The sequence below is a fragment of the Rheinheimera tangshanensis genome (assembly GCF_014645135.1).
Taxonomy (GTDB): Bacteria; Pseudomonadota; Gammaproteobacteria; order Enterobacterales; family Alteromonadaceae; genus Pararheinheimera; species Pararheinheimera tangshanensis.
On the sequence record NZ_BMLH01000001.1, the window covers coordinates 768,308 to 786,708 of the forward strand.

The window sequence follows — 18,401 nt, forward strand, 5'->3', positions numbered from 1 at the left end:
GCTTAGTACTGCAAACTGATTTTATAACCTGTTTCAGTATCAGGATCTTTTTCTGCGACCAGCAGGTAAGAACTGCCCTGAATAAATTCAATTTCATCAGTTTGCGCCAGCAGGGTTTTGTTGTTATTTAAATCCTTGCGCACCAGTAACACCCTATAGCTGTCTAGCGGCAGAGTAATGCTCGCGCTGGTGGCATCGTTGATGCTGCTGATGTAGTACAAGGTGGTTTCCATGGTTTTGCCTGGCGGCACAAAATAGATGCTGACGTTTTCAAAGTCAGGTATCACGTTCACCACATTAAAAACAAAGTCGTATACTTGAGGAGTCGCGCTGTCAGTGACAGACATCACTGTTGGCTGGTCATTTTCGTCACGGTAAAAGATCAGACTTTTGCTTTGACCCTGATTTAAGGTTAACAAACCGTTTGGAATTTGGCTGGACCCTTCGTTTGCTGTTAACGTCACTCTGTAATCACCATGTGGTATTTCAACATAAGAGGTCAGAGTATCCGCTGCTACATCAGCAAAAACCGGCGTACCATTGGTGCTGCCAGCATAAATTTGAGCCGGATCTAAATCGTTCAGACTGTTGTATACCCGGAATTGAGCGTTGCTGTTTACGTCTTCCAGTGGATAAACAGTAGTGGTATTGCCTATCACATCTAAAGCAATTTTACGTTTAAGCGGGCCTGCGTTGTCACGCAAAGCCAGAATATATTCTGTTTCGTAGCTAAAGGAGTACACCGGGCTTTGTAATACAACTTCTTTGCTGCCTGAGTCTGTCAGGTACAAAATGTAGCTGCCAATATCAAAAGTAACTGCTTCACTAAAGGCGTTTTGTCCTACGGTTGCAACAAAATCGGCGTCATCAAAATCTTCAGTGGAGCTGCTGATGTATAGATCCATGGTTTTATTTTCCGCCAGTAAATTGGCAAAGTAGACTTTAAACTGATCATCCAGCCCATCATCCCGCAAAAAGCTTAAATTCAGCAGTTTTGGCGCTTCGTAGTTATCTACCATAAAAAGCACAGTTTTTTGACTGGTTTTCATGCTGACCTGATCTTCCAGCACAGTCTGCACATCGCCACTTTTATCGGTGTAAGTGAAAGCTAAATCATAAGTTTCAGTATCTACAGTAGTTAAAGCTGTGGCGTCACCAAAAGCGGCACTGCCTAAAGTACTTTCCACTTCATCACTGTCGGTTAAGGTCAGTGTGGTGGTCGCGCTGTTGGATGAGCCGTTATAAAACTGCAGATAACTGCTTGGGTAGGTATCGTTGCCTTCTGATGAGCTACCGCCACCGCAGGCACTGAGTACAAAAAGGCTGGTAATTGGAATGATGAGCTGACGTAACAACATAGTGGTTTTCTTATCCTGTGAGAAATAAATACCGTCATCAGAACAAAAAAAATATGCCGGGTTCAGCTCTTTACCCGGCATTTACTTTGCTTAACCTAACTTAATATCAGCTTTACTCAGCTTTGGGTTTAGCCTCTTGCTGTTTGGCCCACAACTGTGCATAAAGCCCTTGTTGGGCAAGCAATTGCTGGTGGGTGCCAGCTTCAGCCACTTCGCCTTGTTGCAGCACTAATATCTTGTCCGCGTCGGTAATAGTCGACAACCGGTGCGCTATCACCACTGAAGTATGGTGTTTCGCCAGTTCACGCAAGGCTTTTAAAATAGCGGCTTCTGAGTGTGAATCCAAAGCTGAGGTGGCCTCATCAAAAATCAGAATAGGGGAGCCTTTTAACAATACCCTGGCTATGGCAATACGTTGTTTTTCTCCACCTGATACTTTTAAACCACGTTCACCGACTAAAGTTTGGTCGCCTTGAGGCAAACTTTGGATAAAGCTGTCCAGATGGGCCAACTTGATCACCTGATCCACTTCTGCCTCGCTGGCTTCAGGGTTACCGTAACGAATGTTTTCTCTGATACTGGTGTTAAACAACACTGTGTCCTGCGGCACTATGGCGATGCTTTGGCGTAATGAGCTTTGAGTCACATCACGTAAATCCTGCCCATCAATGCATATACTGCCGCTTTGGATATCGTAAAAACGATACAACAGTCTGGCTATGGTACTTTTACCTGCACCCGAAGCACCAACAATCGCCAGTTTCTGCCCAGGCTCTACCACAAAACTTAAGCCATTCAGAATAGGGCGGCCCGGCTGATAACTAAAATGTACTTGCTTAAACTCAATACGACCTTGCTGCAACTGCAGCTCCGGTGCATTGGTTTTGTCTTTGATTTTCGCCTCTTTTTTCAAAAGGCCAAGCATATTTTCCAGATCGGTTAATGAGCGGCGGATTTCCCGATAGACAAAACCTAAAAAATTCAGTGGGATAAAAAGTTGTAGCATGTAGGCATTGACCATGGCCAAATCGCCTAGCGTCAGCTCTTTGTTAAGCACTCCTTGCGCCGCCATCCACATCATTAAGGTAATGGCCAGCGCTATAATCAGCGCCTGACCAGAGTTTAATGCCAGCAGCGACATACGGTTTTTTAGCTTGGCAGTTTCCCAGTTGGCTAAAAACTGATCATAAGTGCGTTCTTCATAAGCTTCGTTATTGAAGTATTTGACGGTCTCATAGTTCAGCAAGCTATCAACAGCCCTGCTGTTGGTGGCTGAATCGGCCTGGTTAGCCTCACGGATATATTTATTGCGCCATTCGGTGACATAAAAAGTGAAAGCCACATACAAAGCTACAGCGACAAAAGTTAACACGGCATACCAGTAGGAAAACAGCAGTGCAAAAATCACCGCCACCAGCAGAATTTCCAGCAGGGTAGGCACAATGTTAAACATTAAAAACCGCATCAAAAAACTGATACCGTTGGTGCCTCGCTCTATATCACGACTGATGCCACCGGTCTGACGGTCCAAATGAAAACTTAGTTCTAACTGGTGCAGATGATTAAATACCCGCAGGCCAACTTTACGCATCGCATGTTCAGTCACTCTGCTAAACAATGCGTCACGCACTTCACCAAAAAACACTGAGCCGAAACGTAAAGCGCCATAAAATAACAGAAAGGCCAGTGGTAAAGTGATGACTGAGTTTAGGCTGGGATCTAAATCATCAATGATAAGTTTTAAAGCGTAAGGCAGATATAAAGTGGCTGCTTTGGCGGCAAGTAAAGCCGCTAAAGCCAATAATACCCTGCCTTTAAAGGCCCAGATATAGGGCCACATATACTCTACAGTTTGCTTCAGATTAAGAGCTTCGGTCTGCTTTAGTGCGTCTGCTCTTTTCGCCACTGTTCCCATACCACGCATAAATCAGTTTTTCCTGAATAGGCGTGCCGGATACACACCTTATTGATAAGTACAAAGATAAGCTGTATCAGCTGCGACTTTTAATTGAAATTTCACCTGAGCAGGCACTTCAAATGAAGCTCCGCGCGCAAAGGTTTGCCACTGGGTCTGACCAGGTAATAATACGGTTAAAGCGCCGCTAATCACAGTTAAAACTTCATGCTGACTGGTACCGAATTCATACTCGCCCGGCGCCATCACACCCACTGTTGCTGGGAGTTCTTCGCCTTGAAAAGCTATGGATGTCACCTTGCCGTCAAAATAACTATTTACCTTAAACATCTGTTTTATTCCCCTGAAAAAAATACTGCAACCAGTTAACCCGATTTCGCTTTTGAAATAAAGAGATTTCTGGGTGTTTAGATGTCTATTTCTGTGTTGGGGAATTCAGTTTTGGTTCGGGCTTTTTTTAACAACTGTTGCTATACCTAAATAGCGATATCACAGAATGGAGTCTAAGTATCTGAATTTAATTCTCAATCAGCATTGGAGTCTGTATGCAGATCACAAAATTTCTTGTACCGGCTTGCCTGATATTGGGTTTCAACCCATCGGCTCAGGCCAATTTGAGTTCCACTGTTACTCTGACTTCTAACTATTTATTTAATGGTATTACGCTGACTCAGGATGATCCGGCTTTACAACCCAGTCTTGACTGGGTGTCCGATTCCGGTTGGTATCTTGGTACCTGGGGATCCAACGTCAGTTTTGCCGAAAATACCGACCGGGAAGTTGATTTTTATACAGGCTATTACACCGATTTAGGCAACAACTGGGCAATGGATCTTGGCATAGCGCATTACACTTATTATGGCAGCAGCGATAGCAGCGCTTTCGATTATCCGGAGGCTTACATCAAAGTATCTTACAGAGACACTAAACTCAGTTATTGGTATGCCAAAGATTATTTTGGTGCTGGTGGCGGGCATTACATAGTGATGTTGACGCAAAATGTGCAATTAACACAGGACTTGACCTTACAGCTGTCGGCTGATCGTTCCACTTCAACAGATACCAGCAAATTTTTACGTGATAATGACGGCACCTACCATCACTGGCGTCTTGCATTACTGGGTGAATGGTTCGGGGCAAAATGGACAGCTGCTTTTGATGATACCGATTTGGAGCTGGATGATTTAGGTGAACCTACCTTTTCGTTGTCAGTGGCAAAAACATTTAATTGGTTCTAGGTGGCGATGATGCAGTTAAATTCCTTACGTTTTAAACTCACTTTTGGTGTCGCACTGTTACTTTCTATCAGTATAGGCAGCATGGCTTTTATTGGTTGGTATTCAATGACCAGCAGCAATAAATCAGCCGTGAGTAAACTCACGCAGTCGGTACGCACCTTAGCCGAACAAATTCTGACCGAAGCAGCACAGCGCACAGCCCTGGAGACCAGTAGTGTACTGGATCGCAACTTTGATACGGCGAAGAACTTTGCGGCTTTATTATCTGGTACAGCACTGGGTAGTGGGCAGACCCCCTACAGTCGCGAGCAAGTGAAGGCAATGGCGGGTCACATCCTCGCCAGCAACACAGGTATTTCATCTTTATACAGTCAGTTTGAACCCAATGGCTATGATGGGGCTGACAGCCAATTCTCAATTGCCAATGATCACAGCTCGAAAACCGGCACTATGGAAATTTACTGGGTACGTGAACAAAATCAGCTGAAGTTTGTGCAAACACCAGATCCTGCAGTGAAATACAAAGAGACTAAAAACGAATTTGGTGTGCGGGAAGCCGAATGGTACCTGTGTAGCCGTGACAGTAAAAAAGCTTGTCTGATGGAGCCTTATTTATGGGAAATAGCGCCGGGTAATCAGGTGTTGTTAACTTCTTTGGTCTACCCCGTAGTGACTCAGGATCAGTTTCGTGGCGTTTCTGGTGTCGATTTAAACCTGCCTGTACTACAACAATTACTGCAAGCTCAGGCTGATTTATTATACGGCGGCAAAGCGCAACTTTATTTACTGAGTAAATATGGCTCAGTAGTGGCCAGTAATAGATTTCCCGACAAACTGGGGCAATCTATTAAAAGCCTGGATGCTGAATTAACTGCTCATCTGGAAAAACAGCAGGCTGGTGTGAGTTTATACAACGGCTCGATGCTGGTAACTCAGCCCATTAAACTCGACAGTACACAATCTGGCTGGACTGTCGTTGTGGCTGTGCCTGAAGTCACAGCCTTAGCGATGGCAACTCAACTGGCAGAGCAACTGAATGCAGATTCTGCTCAAACTACACAAAGTATGATTGGTTTGGGGGTGATCCTGTTATTGGCTTTTGTGCTGTTAATGGCTTTAGGCTTAAAAACGGCGACTGCGCCTATATTGCAAATGAGCATGCTGATGAAAGAGCTGGCGGGGTCGGAGGGCGATTTAACCCGGCAGTTAACTCAAAGCCAGCATCAGGAACTGAATGATATGGCCGATGGCTTTAATCTATTTACGGCTAAATTACGCTCCATGATCAACAACTTAAAAGAATCCTCCAAGCTGATGCAGTATCAATCCGAGCAAATGGTCAAAACCACGGATCAAACCAATAGTTCGGTCAGTATTCAAGCCAGCGAAATTCAGAATGTGGCTTCTGCCATGCATGAAATGTCAGCCACAGCCCATGAAGTGGCTAATCTGGCCGGAAGCACAGCCCAAGGCGCTCAGGAATCACTGGAGGCGTTAACGTCGGCCAATCAGTTGTTTCAGAATACAGTTGAGGCTTTCAAAGCTGTGTCTGTTGAATTTAATCACACCAGTCAAGGTGTTAATGAGGTTGCGCAAAGTAGTCAGAAAATTAACGGCATCATTGATGTGATCCAGGCCATAGCGGAGCAAACGAATTTACTGGCATTAAATGCTGCTATTGAAGCGGCACGGGCAGGGGAGCAAGGCCGGGGTTTTGCTGTGGTTGCTGACGAGGTTCGTTCACTGGCTGCCCGCACTCACAGCTCTACCGACGAAATTAAAAACCTGATCCATGCTTTGCAGCAGCAAGTTTCAGCTGCAGTACAGCAAATTCATACTAATACCGCTAAGGTGACCAGCACCTTGCAAGAAGCTGAAAGTTCGTATGAAAAACTGTCACTGGCCACAGCTGGTATTTCTACCATAGCGGATAACGCGTTTCAGGTAGCGTCAGCGGCTGAGGAACAAAATCAGGTCAGTGAAGAAATTAACCGGAATATTACCGCCATAGATGACGCAACTAAGGCATTGAATCAACTGGCTAAACAAAACCTGCTGATCAGCAAAGAGATTGACAGCATTACCGGAGCCATGGATGCTCAACTGGCGCAATTGCGTTGCTAAGTTGAGGCAAAACGAGTGAAGAAGTGGTTGTTTTTGCTATGGAGTGTATCTGCATCTGTGCAGGCCGTCGTAGCTGAGCCTGTGCGGCTGGCCAGTTTAGACTGGCCACCCTACACAGGACATCAGCTTGAACAGCAAGGTGAAACTTCAATACTGCTGCGGCAAGTCTTTGCGGCTATGCAACTGGAGGTACAGACAGAGTTTTTACCCTGGTCCAGAGCCATTCGCGCCAGTGAAAGCTCAGGCGCTTCATACGCAGGCTATTTTCCAGAGTATCAAACTCATAACCCCAGCTTTATTTTGTCGGATAGTTTAGGCAGCAGCGAGCTGGGGTTTGTTGAATCAAAAGCAAAACCTCTGGGGCCACTCACTGCTGTGTTGCTGCCAAAGTTTCAGTTAGGTGTGGTGCAAGACTATGTCAATTTAACAGTGGTTGATCAAATGATTGCCAGAGGCCAACTGACACCCCAACTGGCGTTTTCTGATCGGCAAAACATTCTTAAAGTCGCTTTAGGTCGGCTGGATTTGGCGGTGATAGACCGCAGGGTTTTACTTTATTTGCTTGAGCATGATGCAGAAGTTAAACGTTTGGCGACAGATAAGGTGCAATTTAACGCCAGTTTAACTGAACTAAAAACCTTACATCTGGCACTGCGAAACGAACCAGAACATAAGCTATTGATAGAGAAATTTAATCAATATTTACAAAAGGTTAAAGCTGATTCTATCGTAAATAATTAAATGTTTGTGTGTTCGGCATTGCAGCTTTTTGCGTGACATCTTTTGGCAGTGAACAACACTAACCTTACGAATAGTGAGGGTGAATACAAGACGCTCAAGGCGTCTTGTATTCACCAGCTCAGTCTTAAATCAAAGCTTTAATACCAATGACTCGAATGGTGCTAGTTCAATCTTTACTGAAGCCGTATCTCCCGTCACTTTTAAAGAGGCTTTACGTTCAGACAACAGATCTTGGAGCTGATAATCACCTTTGCTTAACTGCCATTGTTTCTGCAAATCCGCTGGCAGTTTTAACTCAAAGCGGGTCGCCTCGGTGGCGAAATTACTGGCTACTATCACCTTGGTGCTGTCGTTAAAACGAGCAAAAGCATAGGTTTTATCGCTGTAGCCGTCCGTATCCTTGTTGATGCTGTGCAGTTCCTGATAAGCGCCGTTAAATACAGCTTCTGTCGCCGATAAGCTCATTAACTTGACATAAAACTCGCGTAGTTGCTTTTGTTCGGCTGTCAGTTTACCGCCATCAAATTTGCCGTCATTAAGCCAATTCTGATGAGCCGGAACACCCGCATAATCAAAAATGGTCGTGCGGCTTGGGTCGCCAAAACCTGAATCTAAAGCAGCGGTTTCACCGACTTCCTGGCCAAAATACAACATAGTAGGGGAGCTGCTGATTAACGCCGATACCACCATAGCGGGCTTGGCTTTGTTGGCATCACCGGCAAACTCAGGCGCGGCAATACGCTGCTCGTCGTGGTTTTCTAAAAAGTGCAGCATATGGTGTTCAATATCCGCCATACCTTGTTGCACCTGAGCTATGGCATCTGTGCTGCCTTTGCCTTGCATCACCAGCTTTAAGCTATCGTACATTTCTACTTTGTCGTACAGATAATCCATTTTACCGAGGCGAATATAGTCGCGGTATAAGGTGGGGTTATAAACTTCTGCTAATAAAAAGGCGTCCGGGTTCTTGGTTTTAATGCTCGAGTTTAAAAAGCTCCAGAATTCAACAGGCACCATTTCGGCCATATCAAAACGGAAACCATCGACACCTTTATCCAACCAGTAGAAGGCGATGTCACGGAATTTCAACCAAGAGTTTGGCAGGTCTTTACCTTGCCAGAAGGCCGCGTGTTCCTGCACTGATTTATCGGCGTAGTCTGCCGGTAGGCGATCAAAATCGTAGCTGCCATCTGGTTTAACACCGTAGTTTACTTTGACGGTTTCGTACCAGTCGTTAAAGTCAGGCTGAGCTAAACGCGAGCCATTGCCTGTCCATTTCGCCGGATTTTCATCAAATTTGCCGTCGGACAGTGGATGTGCTTCGCCGCCCAAAGGCTGATAGCCATTGAGTGGCTTTGGCACCTGGAACGGCTGGCCAACCACGTAGTAGAAGTTATTGTCTCGTTTGTATTCAACACTGGTGTCATCATTGGCACCAAAATCTTCAATGCCGGCAGGTTTATCCAAAGATTTGTAATGCCGTGCCACATGGTTAGGCACTATATCAATAATAACTTTTAAACCCTCTGCATGGGTTCGTTCTATCAGTGCTTCGAATTCCTGCACTCGTTTGGCCGGGTCTACTGCTAAATCCGGATTGACACTGTAATAGTCTTTCACTGCATAAGGAGAGCCTGCACGGCCTTTGACTACATCCGGGTCGTCCAAACTTATGCCATAAGCGCTGTAATCTCTAATGACTGCATGGTGCAATATGCCGGTGTACCAGACATAAGTTGCACCCAGCTCTTTAATGCCTTTGAGTGCAGCTTGGTTAATATCGTTAAATTTACCGACACCGTTTTGCTCTATGGTGCCCCAGGGCTGATTGGCATTATTGCTATTGCCGAATAAGCGGGTAAACATCTGATACACCACTACTTTGCCTGCTGGCGCTGCGACAGGCTCACTGGTTGGAACTGGCTTTTCTACAGCAGCTTGTTTAGTGGCGGTTTGATGTTCCACTGGTGCTTTACCGCAAGAGGCCACTGCAGCAAGAGCCAGAGCACTGAGCAGTAGGGTGTTGCTTTTGGAGTAAATAGATAGACGCATCTTTGTCTGGTTCCATGTCGTTTTTCCTTATGCTAACACAGCCACTCTGTCAGGCTTTTTTCCTGCATACGTTTTCATAAGCTGAGCCTGTAAAGCGTCAATAGCTTATTTCGCTTCTATCCGCTTTAAACGCTGGATAAAGCGCTCTATATGTTCTTCGTCTTTGGCATCTATATGATATTTCTGGTGAAAACCCAAAGTGACAGTGACTTGGTCTGCGACAAAATATAAATCGTAGCCATCAAAACCACTGGCTATGGTCATGCCGTCCAGCTCAAAACCTTTCCCAAATGGCGTATCCACAGCAGTGCCTTGTTGTTCCACTTTGCTAAATACTTTCATTAGTAATTTAGCATCTATTAAATTTTGCATTTCCTTTCCTCTGGTTGCCCGGCTTTTGCGTTAAGGCATTTAATAAAGGTATAGTGCGGTTACGAAAAAAAGGAGTCCACGGATGCAAATAACTAAAAAAACATTATTTATCAACGCCTTTTCCTTAACATCCACTATCACAATCAGTCTTGCTTCATGGTCTGTTTCTGCGGCACCAAGCCAGGCGCAACTGCAGTTTTTTGACCAGTTAAAAGCTCTGTGCGGCAAAGCTTTTGCTGGCAAAACCACTTTGGATAATCAGCCAAGCGCTGCGTTTAGTGGCGATATGGTGATGCATGTGCGCGATTGCAGCGACACACAAATTCAGGTGCCTTTTGTGGTCGGTGAAAACCGCTCCCGCACCTGGATTATTACCAAAACCGACACGGGCCTTAAGCTACAGCACCAACATAAGCATGAAGATGGTACAGATGATCAGTCTACTCTGTACGGTGGCCATACTTCTACAGCTGGTTGGGCTGAAGCTCAGAGTTTTCCGGCAGATGACTATTCAAAAGATTTATTTATCAAAACCAAAACACCACAATCCGTCGGCAATACCTGGCATATGTACTTATACCCGAACGAGAGTTTCAGCTATCGCTTAACCCGCGAAGGCCGTGAATTTCGAGTTGATTTTGATTTAAGCAAAGCTGTTGCTTTACCAAAAGCCAACTGGGGCGCTGGAAAATAAATCAATTGACGGCGAAATCACCGCTAACGGGGCAAAAGCTGCGATAACTGCTCTGGTCAGTCGCAGCTCGCTTGGTTAGTATCAGAGAGTATTTAAGAATTTTACACAAGACCTTAATAAAAACGATCCGGGAGTGTTATGAAGCCACAATTTTGGTTTTCAGCCACAACGCTGACCGTGATGGCTGCTTTAACCTTAACAGCGTGTTCTAAACCCGCTGAACAGGAACAAACCGCCAGCACTGCAGCAGTTGAATCTGCCAAAGCCACCACAGCTTTGGTTGGAACTGAGTTTAACTCAGCCTACAAAGACTACTTAAAAACTCTGGCTTCTGATGAATTTCAGGGCCGTATGCCTGCAACGCCAGGTGAAGAAAAAACCATTAACTACATTTCAGAGCAATTTAAACGTATTGGCCTCAAAGGTATTAATGGCGACAGTTACCTGCAGCCTGTGTCTTTAGTGCGTATTGATCCTAAAGAAGTGTCTGGCCTGAAGCTCTCTGGCGATAAGCTTAATGCAGAGCTGAAATACAAAGAGCAAATGATGGCCTGGACCACGCAAGTGACAGAACAGGTTGAAGTCAAAGACAGCGAGCTGGTGTTTGTTGGTTACGGCATAGTAGCGCCGGAATACGACTGGAACGACTATGAAGGTCTGGACGTCAAAGGCAAAACCGTCGTGATGTTTGTTAACGATCCGGGTTTTGCCACAAAAGATCCAAACCTCTTTACCGGCAATGCCATGACTTATTACGGTCGTTGGACCTATAAGTTTGAAGAAGCGGCTCGTCAGGGCGCTGCAATGGCCTTGATTATCCACGAAACTGAACCTGCATCTTACGGCTGGCAGGTGATAGCTGGTGGCTCGCCTACTAAGTTTGACCTGATTAATCCTAATAAAAATATGGATAGATCCAAAGTAGAAGGCTGGCTGACCACTGAGTCGGCGCAGCAGTTGTTTGCTGCTATGGGCACTGACATTGAAACCATGCGCCAAAAAGCACTGAGCAAAGACTTTGCCCCTGTGCCTATGGGCGTAACAGCTTCGGTTTCAGTGAAAAACAATATCAGTGAACTGACGTCAAACAACGTGATGGGGTATATCGAAGGTTCAGAAAAACCGGACGAAGTGGTGCTGTATATGGGCCACTGGGATCACTTGGGTGTGGATTTTTCTAATCCAAAAGACAAAGTCTTTAACGGTGCACAAGACAACGCCAGTGGTACTGCTGCTGTGATAGCTCTGGCCGAACATTTTGCCAAACAACCCAAGCCAAAACGTTCAGTCGCTTTCCTTGCGGTCACAGCTGAGGAACGTGGTTTATTAGGTTCAGCTTGGTACGCCGCTCATCCTGTGTTCCCACTGAACAAAACTGTTGCCGGTATTAACATGGACGTGATGAATGTCTATGGTCCGATGAAAGATATGGTAGTGGTGGGTCATAACAACTCAGAGCTGGAAAACCTGCTGACTAAATACACTGAACAGCAAGGCCGTTATGTCGCGCCTGAGCCAAGTCCTGAGCACGGTTCATTCTACCGCTCAGACCACTTCAATCTGGCCAAAGTTGGTGTGCCAATGCTGTACGCTAAAGGTGGTATCGACAGTTTTGAGCATGGCAAAGAGTGGGGCGCAGCCCAGAAGAAAGACTACAACGTCTGCTGTTACCACAAAGCCGCTGACGAATTTAATGACAGCTGGGACTTACGTGGTGTGCAGCAGGACATGAATGTGTTTTATCAGGTGGGTGCTGATTTAGCCAACTCAGATCAGTGGCCAAACTGGTTTGAAGGCCGCGAGTTCCGCGCCATTCGCGACGCTTCTTTAGCCGCCAAATAAATGAAAATGGGGTCAGATCACATTGTTAACTATTAACAATGTGATCTGACCCCATTTTTTTAAGAGGGAAATCTATGAATAAGTTAGTCACTGCTTTGGCTTTGGGTCTGGTGTTTACTGCCAGTGCCGCAGAACCGGCATTAGTTCAAACCGACTTTAACGCCAATTTCGCCCGCTATTTTGAAAAAGTAGCGTCGGATGAAATGCAAGGCCGGGCTCCGGCCACAGAAGGTGAAAAACGCACTGTCGCTTACCTTGAAACTGAATTTAAACGTTTAGGTTTAACGGCTTACAAAGACGGCAGTTACCGTCAGGCTGTGCCTGTGGTACAAATTGACCCTGTGTCCGTCTCCAGCATGACCTTGACTGGCGATAAAACCGCAGCTTCGCTGGTATACAAAACCGATATGATGGCCTGGTCCACCCGTATGGTACCGGAAATTAAAGTCGAAAACAGCGATATGGTGTTTGCCGGCTACGGCATAGTAGCGCCTGAATACAACTGGAATGATTACAAAGACTTAGATGTCAAAGGTAAAACAGTGGTCGTGCTGGTGAACGATCCGGGTTTTGCGACTCAGGATCCCGCTCTTTTCACTGGTAATGCCATGACTTATTACGGTCGCTGGACTTACAAATATGAAGAAGCGGCCCGGCAGGGCGCAGCTATGCTGTTGATAGTACATGAAACTGAAGCCGCCAGTTATGGCTGGAATGTGGTCGCTGGCACCAGCCCGATTCGGTTTGAACTGGCTGATGCCAATAAAAACATGCACAAAGCTCAGGTGGAAGGCTGGTTATCTTTGGATGCGGCCGAGCGTTTATTTGCCGCCAATGGCAGTAGCTTAAAAGAGATGAAAGCCAAAGCCTTAAAGCCTGATTTTAGGGCCATACCACTGAATGCCAAAGCCAGCATCCGCATTAAAAACAACTTACGAGAAATCGACTCCAACAACGTCATAGGTTTTATTCCTGGCAGTAAAAAGCCGGATGAAGCTGTGATTTATATGGCGCATTGGGACCATTTTGGTCTGGATTTCAGTCGCAGCGATGACAAAATTTTTAACGGTGCTCAGGATAACGCCGGTGGTATTGCAGGTTTATTAGCTCTGGCTGAAAAGTTTAAACAAGGCCCGGCACCAGAGCGTTCTATAGCTTTTGTTGCTGTCACTGCTGAAGAGCGGGGTTTGTTAGGTTCACGTTGGTATGCCGAACATCCACTGTTTCCGGTCAATAAAACGGTAGCCGGTATCAATATGGACATTATGAATGTCTACGGCCCAATGCGTGATGTGATGGTATTTGGTTATGGCAGCTCAGAGCTGGAGCCTATTCTGGGCAAATACGCCAAAGCGCAAAACCGCTACATAGCGCCTGAACCTACACCACAGGATGGGTTTTATTACCGCTCAGACCACTTTAATCTGGCGAAAAAAGGCGTGCCTATGTTGTATGCCCGTGGTGGTATAGACAGTGTAGAGCACGGCAAAGACTGGGGCCTACAGCAACGCAAAAACTACGTCACGGACTACTACCACAAGGTGAACGACGAGTTTGATCCGAAGTGGGATTTACGGGGTTCACAGCAGGATTTATTCCTGTTTTATCAGGTAGGTTTAGAGGTGGCGAATAGCCAAAGTTGGCCTAACTGGTTGCCCGGTAAAGAATTTAAAGCGATACGGGATCAATCACTGCAGCACTGACTGCTCAGATGAAATCTTCAGGCCACAATTCACTGTGGCCTGAGTTTTACTGGATCAGCTTTTAGAGGCATCCTGCATTGTGGTGACAGCCAGTGCATCAGCCATAGTATCTACGCTATAAATCTGCTTAACGCCTTGTGTGGTTGCTGCCTGCGCCAGAATATCCTGTTGCCGCTGATTACTGACCGCGTTCTCAAACAAAATCCCGGTGGAATGCGCCATACTCTGGTACAAAGTTCCCATCGCGATGGCTGGACTTTCAGGCACAACTTTGACATTGCTTTGAGTCACGGCATCTGTGATTTGTTCATTGACTGAAGTAGCCATTTTTATTCTCCTTTATTGAGTTTATTCTTACTGCTGTTATTACCATGAGTGTCTAATTAACCCGTTGTTTTACTATCAAAAGCTGTTGCGACAGCGCTGGCCGCAGCCGTCAGCTCCCGCGCAAAACCTGTTAAACCTTGTAATGCGTCTGTGACAGCACTTAATGCTGCTTTGCCTTGCTCTGTGGTTGTTTCCTCTGTGGCCAAATGGGCCGCTTTTGCCAAGGCTACGAATAGAAGTTGTTCGCTACCCTGTAAAAAACAGCGCATATCCTCCAGCATCAAAGCCGCGGTCTGGTTGGCCATAAGTCGGCTTGCTGCTGAGGCAAGTTGTGGATTGGTCTGAAGCAATTGCTGGCATACAGCCTCAAAGGGTTCGATATTTCCGGCTGGCTCTGAATGAGGATCTGTTGTGGTTGTCATCTGATGTGGTCCCGTTTAGCTTTTCAGCAGTTGAATAGCCTGAGCCACAATAGCCGGATTGAGCTGATTGAGATTCTGCTGGTTACTAACGGCGTTATGCATCGCAAGCCCTAACGCATGGGCGCTGAGTTGATACAAAGTAGCTATCGCCTGACTCGGTGCATTGCACAGCACTGTCGTATTGGTTTGGGTGACCGCGTCGGTAATTTGTGGATTCACAGTACTCATGGTTTCTCCAGTAGGTGGTGCGGACTGATAAAAGCTGCTTTGTGCCGCTTTTGATCTATGGCTCAAGACCTTGTCACTAAAAGGCGGTCACAGCCGGGCCGTTAAGACTATAGGTTGTAGTTGATATAGGTGCAAATCTGCCGTTAAAACTAACAGTTTACCTTCAATCGGAATTTATCTTTCGAGATGAATATTTCTTTGTTTCTGAGTTGACAGTCTATTAATCATACAATAGCATGATTTAAGAAATGATAAAAAAATGCCTCGAAGGTCTGCTGTGTTTTGACCGGGAAGGTGTACTAAAACCACGACAAGGGGAGAAGAAGCTCATGTTTAAGCGATCCGTCTTAAGCAGTGCAGTGTCTATGGCTATTGTATTAGTAAGTCAGCCAGTGCATGCAGCGCAAGAAAATAACAAAGCAGCAGAAGTTGAAATTATTGAAGTCAAAGGTATTCGGGGTAGTCTGAATAAAGCGCTGGGTGTAAAGCGTCACAATGAACAAATTGTGGATGCGATAGTCGCAGAAGATATTGGTAAGTTCCCCGACAATAACGTCGTAGAGTCTTTGCAACGCGTGACAGGTGTGCAGGTGACAAACCGTGCTTCAGGCGAAATTTCGGCTGTCTCCATTCGTGGTTTAAGTGATATTACCACCACAGTGAATGGCAGAAATATTTTCACCGCCTCAGGCACAGCCGTTGCTCTGCAGGATATTCCTGCCAGTTTATTAAAACAGGTGGATGTGTATAAAACCCGTTCCGCCAGTCAAATTGAAAGTGGTATTGCCGGTTCTATTGACGTCAAAACACATCGGCCTTTTGATTTTGACGGCGCTAAGTTTATTGCCAATGCCCGCGGTATTTATACCGAACAAAATGAAGAAATTAATCCAACCTTTAGCGCTTTAGCCAGTAATAACTGGGAGTTGGACTCTGGTCAGTTTGGCGCTTTGGTGAATATCTCCTATTCCAGAATGCGTTACCGCGATCAAAGCGTGACTGCTGGCGCTATGCTGCCCTTTATGACAGAAAATCCGACAGCGCCTTTTACCCCCTACGAGCGTATTTTTCTGGATAGGCCAGGGGTTGCTGAAAATCCTATCTGGCAACCGGGTTTATTAGCGGGTTTACCATCAAACCAGGGTGCTACCTTGGATATCAATGGTGTGGCAACCCCTTATTTACTCAGTCGTGATGCGATATTCCAAAGTGATTTCAGCGGTGAGCGCGAACGTCCTGCCGCCAATATTTCCTTGCAGTTCGCTCCCAATGAAAAGTCTGAGTATGTATTCGAATCCTTTTATAACGGCTTTCGTAATGAAGGTTTTAACAGCCTGCTGTTCTCCTTTGCTGATGGTTGGGGTGGTTATGCAGGCATGACACCAGCGCAGGCTGCCGCTGCGGCTAATGTGCAGTTGCATCCAGGCACTAATATTGTCAAATCCCGTTCAGTTAACGACCCTTGGGTTTTTACCAGCGGTGACTTGTCCACAGGAAAAACTGACAGTTACTTGCATGCTTTAGGTGGTAAATGGGAGCTGTCTGACTACATGACGTTAAAATCTGAACTGGTGTATCAGGACAGTGAATACAACAGTGATTTTTTTGCCATGCGTTTTGTGCGGCCGGGTAACAACTACAAACTAAATGTCGATTTTAATGAAAACGGTGGAATTCCGGGTTTTAACTTTGAAGACAATCCGGCGACTACAGCAGTGGATGAGTCTAGTATGGCGGATCCTTCGGCTTATCGAATCGACGGCATGTACGACAATGCCAATAAAGACGAAGGCGATGCGGTGACTTTTACTTCTGACTTGTCCTATCGTCTTGATGGTTTTTTTACCACAGTAGAAACAGGTGTGCGTTATGACAAGCGTGGCGCGACCACATCATTCAGCCGTCAGGATCGTTGCTGCGGCGGTGAGGTTAATGTAGGCACTATAGACGGGCTGGCATCGATCAATTCAGGATTTATGGACGGTGAAGCCAATGTGCCCACCAGCTGGGCTGTGGCTAATGGCTATTACATCCGTAATAACGCTGACGAGTTCCGCGCTCTGTATGGCATGAACAAACTGGATTTACAGCGCTCCTTTGATATTGACGCCACCACTTTGTCCTTGTATTTGCAGAGCAAGTTTGAAACCGAAGTGGCAGGTCGTGCATTAAACGGTGAAATTGGTGCGCGTTACACGGGCATAGACACAGACTCCACTTTCTATCAGGAAAGCGCGCCTGGAGCATTGCAAAATACTACTGCTGGCGAGAGTAAAACCCGCAAAATTTTGCCTAGTCTGACGGCTCGTTATCAACTGACGGATGATGTGCAGGCCCGGCTTGCTTACACCGAAACTTTACGTTATCCAGCCTTTGGTGATTTAAATCCGCTGATCATCTACAACGAGGATGTCACAGGTATAGGCTATGGCACTGCAGGCGGCGGCAATCCGGATTTGAAACCAACAGAGTCGAAAAACTACGATCTGTCGCTGGAATGGTATTTTGCTGAAGCCAGTTCTTTGTACGGTACTTTATTCAGACGTGATATTGATGGTTTTGTGGTGGGCTTCCGCCGCTCTGTTACAGCGCCAAAATCAGCGACCGACTCAACCCCTTATAAATTTGTGCTGACGCAGCCATACAATGCTTCGAATGGCGAGTTATCTGGTGCTGAAATTGGTCTGGTCTGGTTCCCTGACTATTTACCTGATGCTTTAGATGGCTTTGGGGTACAAGCCAGTTATACCCGTTTGTCATCTCAACAAACCACACCAGATACGAACAGTGAAGGTGAAATTACCGGCTACAGAGACACCGATCTGTTTGGTGTGTCAGACTCGTCTTACAGTGTGGTGCTGGCATACGATAAAAACGACTTGGGGATGAGATTATCCTACTCCTGGCGCGAAGGATTCCTGTCCAATTATGAAGCGGCTTTATTTGCCAACCCGCTGGAGATGCGCCGTAAATCCGAAGCCAGTATGGATTTCCAGTTAAGTTACAAACTGACAGAGCAGTTTGAAATTACTCTGGATGGCACTAACCTGACCAATGAGCTTTATCAGAGTTATTATGGTAATGACGCGACTACAGGCAATTTCGGTACTGCGTTATACAGCCGTACTTTCGCCTTAGGGGTGCGCTACAGTATGTAAGTGCAACCCTTGCACTCACCATCAAAACACCGGACTTGTGCCGGTGTTTTTTTGCGCACGTCACAGCTTGGCGTCAATACCGCCCTTGAAGTAGTGCAACATGACAAAGTGCAGAAACTTAGATCCGGCAAATTCTGCTCCTCCCCACTGTGTTTATTTTTCAGTAGTCTGGTATTCTGAGCAAAGAATTTGTTATTGCAGCTTTTATCGTTTTCATCAGCGGTACA

At 46.0% G+C, this 18,401-nt stretch carries 15 protein-coding genes; 7 read left to right on the top strand and 8 right to left on the bottom strand.

The window, feature by feature from the left end:
• Positions 1-2: 2 nt before the first annotated feature.
• From IEW88_RS03480 to ppnP, 3 genes are read right to left on the bottom strand one after another with little or no spacing between them, the layout of a single operon-like run.
• Positions 3-1,439, bottom strand: coding sequence for a DUF4397 domain-containing protein (locus IEW88_RS03480; protein ID WP_147902735.1), 1,437 nt, complete (start codon positions 1,437-1,439; stop codon positions 3-5).
• Between the two features lie 31 nt (positions 1,440-1,470).
• Complete coding sequence (locus IEW88_RS03485; protein WP_147902734.1) at positions 1,471-3,282, bottom strand: ABCB family ABC transporter ATP-binding protein/permease; 1,812 nt, start codon at positions 3,280-3,282, stop codon at positions 1,471-1,473.
• Between the two features lie 39 nt (positions 3,283-3,321).
• Positions 3,322-3,603, bottom strand: coding sequence for a pyrimidine/purine nucleoside phosphorylase (gene ppnP / locus IEW88_RS03490; RefSeq protein ID WP_147902733.1), 282 nt, complete (start codon positions 3,601-3,603; stop codon positions 3,322-3,324).
• Positions 3,604-3,818: 215 nt separating this feature from the next.
• Here ppnP and IEW88_RS03495 point away from each other — a divergent pair, with 215 nt between their 5' ends.
• From IEW88_RS03495 to IEW88_RS03505, 3 genes are read left to right on the top strand one after another with little or no spacing between them, the layout of a single operon-like run.
• Positions 3,819-4,511, top strand: a complete 693-nt coding sequence (locus IEW88_RS03495; protein WP_147902732.1) for a TorF family putative porin — start codon at positions 3,819-3,821, stop codon at positions 4,509-4,511.
• Between the two features lie 9 nt (positions 4,512-4,520).
• Positions 4,521-6,635 (top strand): methyl-accepting chemotaxis protein, encoded by a 2,115-nt coding sequence (locus IEW88_RS03500; protein ID WP_147903191.1) that lies wholly within the window; start codon positions 4,521-4,523, stop codon positions 6,633-6,635.
• 15 nt (positions 6,636-6,650) lie between these two features.
• Positions 6,651-7,376, top strand: a complete 726-nt coding sequence (locus IEW88_RS03505; RefSeq protein WP_147902731.1) for a substrate-binding periplasmic protein — start codon at positions 6,651-6,653, stop codon at positions 7,374-7,376.
• Between the two features lie 129 nt (positions 7,377-7,505).
• Here IEW88_RS03505 and IEW88_RS03510 read toward each other — a convergent pair whose 3' ends face one another.
• Positions 7,506-9,428 (bottom strand): alpha-amylase family glycosyl hydrolase, encoded by a 1,923-nt coding sequence (locus IEW88_RS03510; RefSeq protein WP_147902730.1) that lies wholly within the window; start codon positions 9,426-9,428, stop codon positions 7,506-7,508.
• A 105-nt stretch (positions 9,429-9,533) separates the two neighbouring features.
• Complete coding sequence (locus tag IEW88_RS03515; RefSeq protein WP_147902729.1) at positions 9,534-9,800, bottom strand: DUF3081 family protein; 267 nt, start codon at positions 9,798-9,800, stop codon at positions 9,534-9,536.
• A gap of 82 nt (positions 9,801-9,882) precedes the next feature.
• On the opposite strand from IEW88_RS03515, the gene IEW88_RS03520 reads away from it, so the two are divergent.
• From IEW88_RS03520 to IEW88_RS03530, 3 genes are all read left to right on the top strand, one after another.
• Positions 9,883-10,494 carry a hypothetical protein gene (locus IEW88_RS03520; RefSeq protein WP_185148497.1) on the top strand — a complete coding sequence of 204 codons (612 nt, stop codon included), beginning with the start codon at positions 9,883-9,885 and terminating at the stop codon, positions 10,492-10,494.
• 138 nt (positions 10,495-10,632) lie between these two features.
• Positions 10,633-12,336 (top strand): M28 family metallopeptidase, encoded by a 1,704-nt coding sequence (locus IEW88_RS03525; RefSeq protein WP_147902728.1) that lies wholly within the window; start codon positions 10,633-10,635, stop codon positions 12,334-12,336.
• 74 nt (positions 12,337-12,410) lie between these two features.
• Positions 12,411-14,039, top strand: a complete 1,629-nt coding sequence (locus IEW88_RS03530) for a M28 family metallopeptidase (protein ID WP_147902727.1) — start codon at positions 12,411-12,413, stop codon at positions 14,037-14,039.
• Positions 14,040-14,093: 54 nt separating this feature from the next.
• Here the strand turns inward: IEW88_RS03530 and IEW88_RS03535 are convergent, their stop codons facing one another.
• From IEW88_RS03535 to IEW88_RS03545, 3 genes are read right to left on the bottom strand one after another with little or no spacing between them, the layout of a single operon-like run.
• A complete protein-coding gene (locus tag IEW88_RS03535; RefSeq protein WP_185148496.1) occupies positions 14,094-14,366 on the bottom strand; it encodes a RebB family R body protein in 273 nt (90 codons plus the stop codon).
• 56 nt (positions 14,367-14,422) lie between these two features.
• A complete protein-coding gene (locus IEW88_RS03540; protein WP_147902725.1) occupies positions 14,423-14,788 on the bottom strand; it encodes a hypothetical protein in 366 nt (121 codons plus the stop codon).
• A gap of 15 nt (positions 14,789-14,803) precedes the next feature.
• Positions 14,804-15,016, bottom strand: coding sequence for a RebB family R body protein (locus tag IEW88_RS03545; RefSeq protein WP_053425381.1), 213 nt, complete (start codon positions 15,014-15,016; stop codon positions 14,804-14,806).
• 248 nt (positions 15,017-15,264) lie between these two features.
• On the opposite strand from IEW88_RS03545, the gene IEW88_RS03550 reads away from it, so the two are divergent.
• A complete protein-coding gene (locus IEW88_RS03550) occupies positions 15,265-18,174 on the top strand; it encodes a TonB-dependent receptor (protein ID WP_229670264.1) in 2,910 nt (969 codons plus the stop codon).
• Positions 18,175-18,401: the final 227 nt, after the last annotated feature.

Excerpts from the sequence above, each read along its gene's own strand:
- IEW88_RS03510 (WP_147902730.1), bottom strand. The coding sequence starts at position 9,428 with ATGCGTCTATCTATTTACTCCAAAAGCAACACCCTACTGCTCAGTGCT.
- ppnP (WP_147902733.1), bottom strand. The coding sequence starts at position 3,603 with ATGTTTAAGGTAAATAGTTATTTTGACGGCAAGGTGACATCCATAGCT.
- IEW88_RS03545 (WP_053425381.1), bottom strand. The coding sequence starts at position 15,016 with ATGAGTACTGTGAATCCACAAATTACCGACGCGGTCACCCAAACCAAT.
- IEW88_RS03540 (WP_147902725.1), bottom strand. The coding sequence starts at position 14,788 with ATGACAACCACAACAGATCCTCATTCAGAGCCAGCCGGAAATATCGAA.
- IEW88_RS03525 (WP_147902728.1), top strand. The coding sequence starts at position 10,633 with ATGAAGCCACAATTTTGGTTTTCAGCCACAACGCTGACCGTGATGGCT.
- IEW88_RS03530 (WP_147902727.1), top strand. The coding sequence starts at position 12,411 with ATGAATAAGTTAGTCACTGCTTTGGCTTTGGGTCTGGTGTTTACTGCC.
- IEW88_RS03535 (WP_185148496.1), bottom strand. The coding sequence starts at position 14,366 with ATGGCTACTTCAGTCAATGAACAAATCACAGATGCCGTGACTCAAAGC.
- IEW88_RS03495 (WP_147902732.1), top strand. The coding sequence starts at position 3,819 with ATGCAGATCACAAAATTTCTTGTACCGGCTTGCCTGATATTGGGTTTC.
- IEW88_RS03515 (WP_147902729.1), bottom strand. The coding sequence starts at position 9,800 with ATGCAAAATTTAATAGATGCTAAATTACTAATGAAAGTATTTAGCAAA.
- IEW88_RS03550 (WP_229670264.1), top strand. The coding sequence starts at position 15,265 with ATGATAAAAAAATGCCTCGAAGGTCTGCTGTGTTTTGACCGGGAAGGT.
- IEW88_RS03485 (WP_147902734.1), bottom strand. The coding sequence starts at position 3,282 with ATGCGTGGTATGGGAACAGTGGCGAAAAGAGCAGACGCACTAAAGCAG.
- IEW88_RS03500 (WP_147903191.1), top strand. The coding sequence starts at position 4,521 with ATGCAGTTAAATTCCTTACGTTTTAAACTCACTTTTGGTGTCGCACTG.
- IEW88_RS03520 (WP_185148497.1), top strand. The coding sequence starts at position 9,883 with ATGCAAATAACTAAAAAAACATTATTTATCAACGCCTTTTCCTTAACA.
- IEW88_RS03480 (WP_147902735.1), bottom strand. The coding sequence starts at position 1,439 with ATGCCGGGTAAAGAGCTGAACCCGGCATATTTTTTTTGTTCTGATGAC.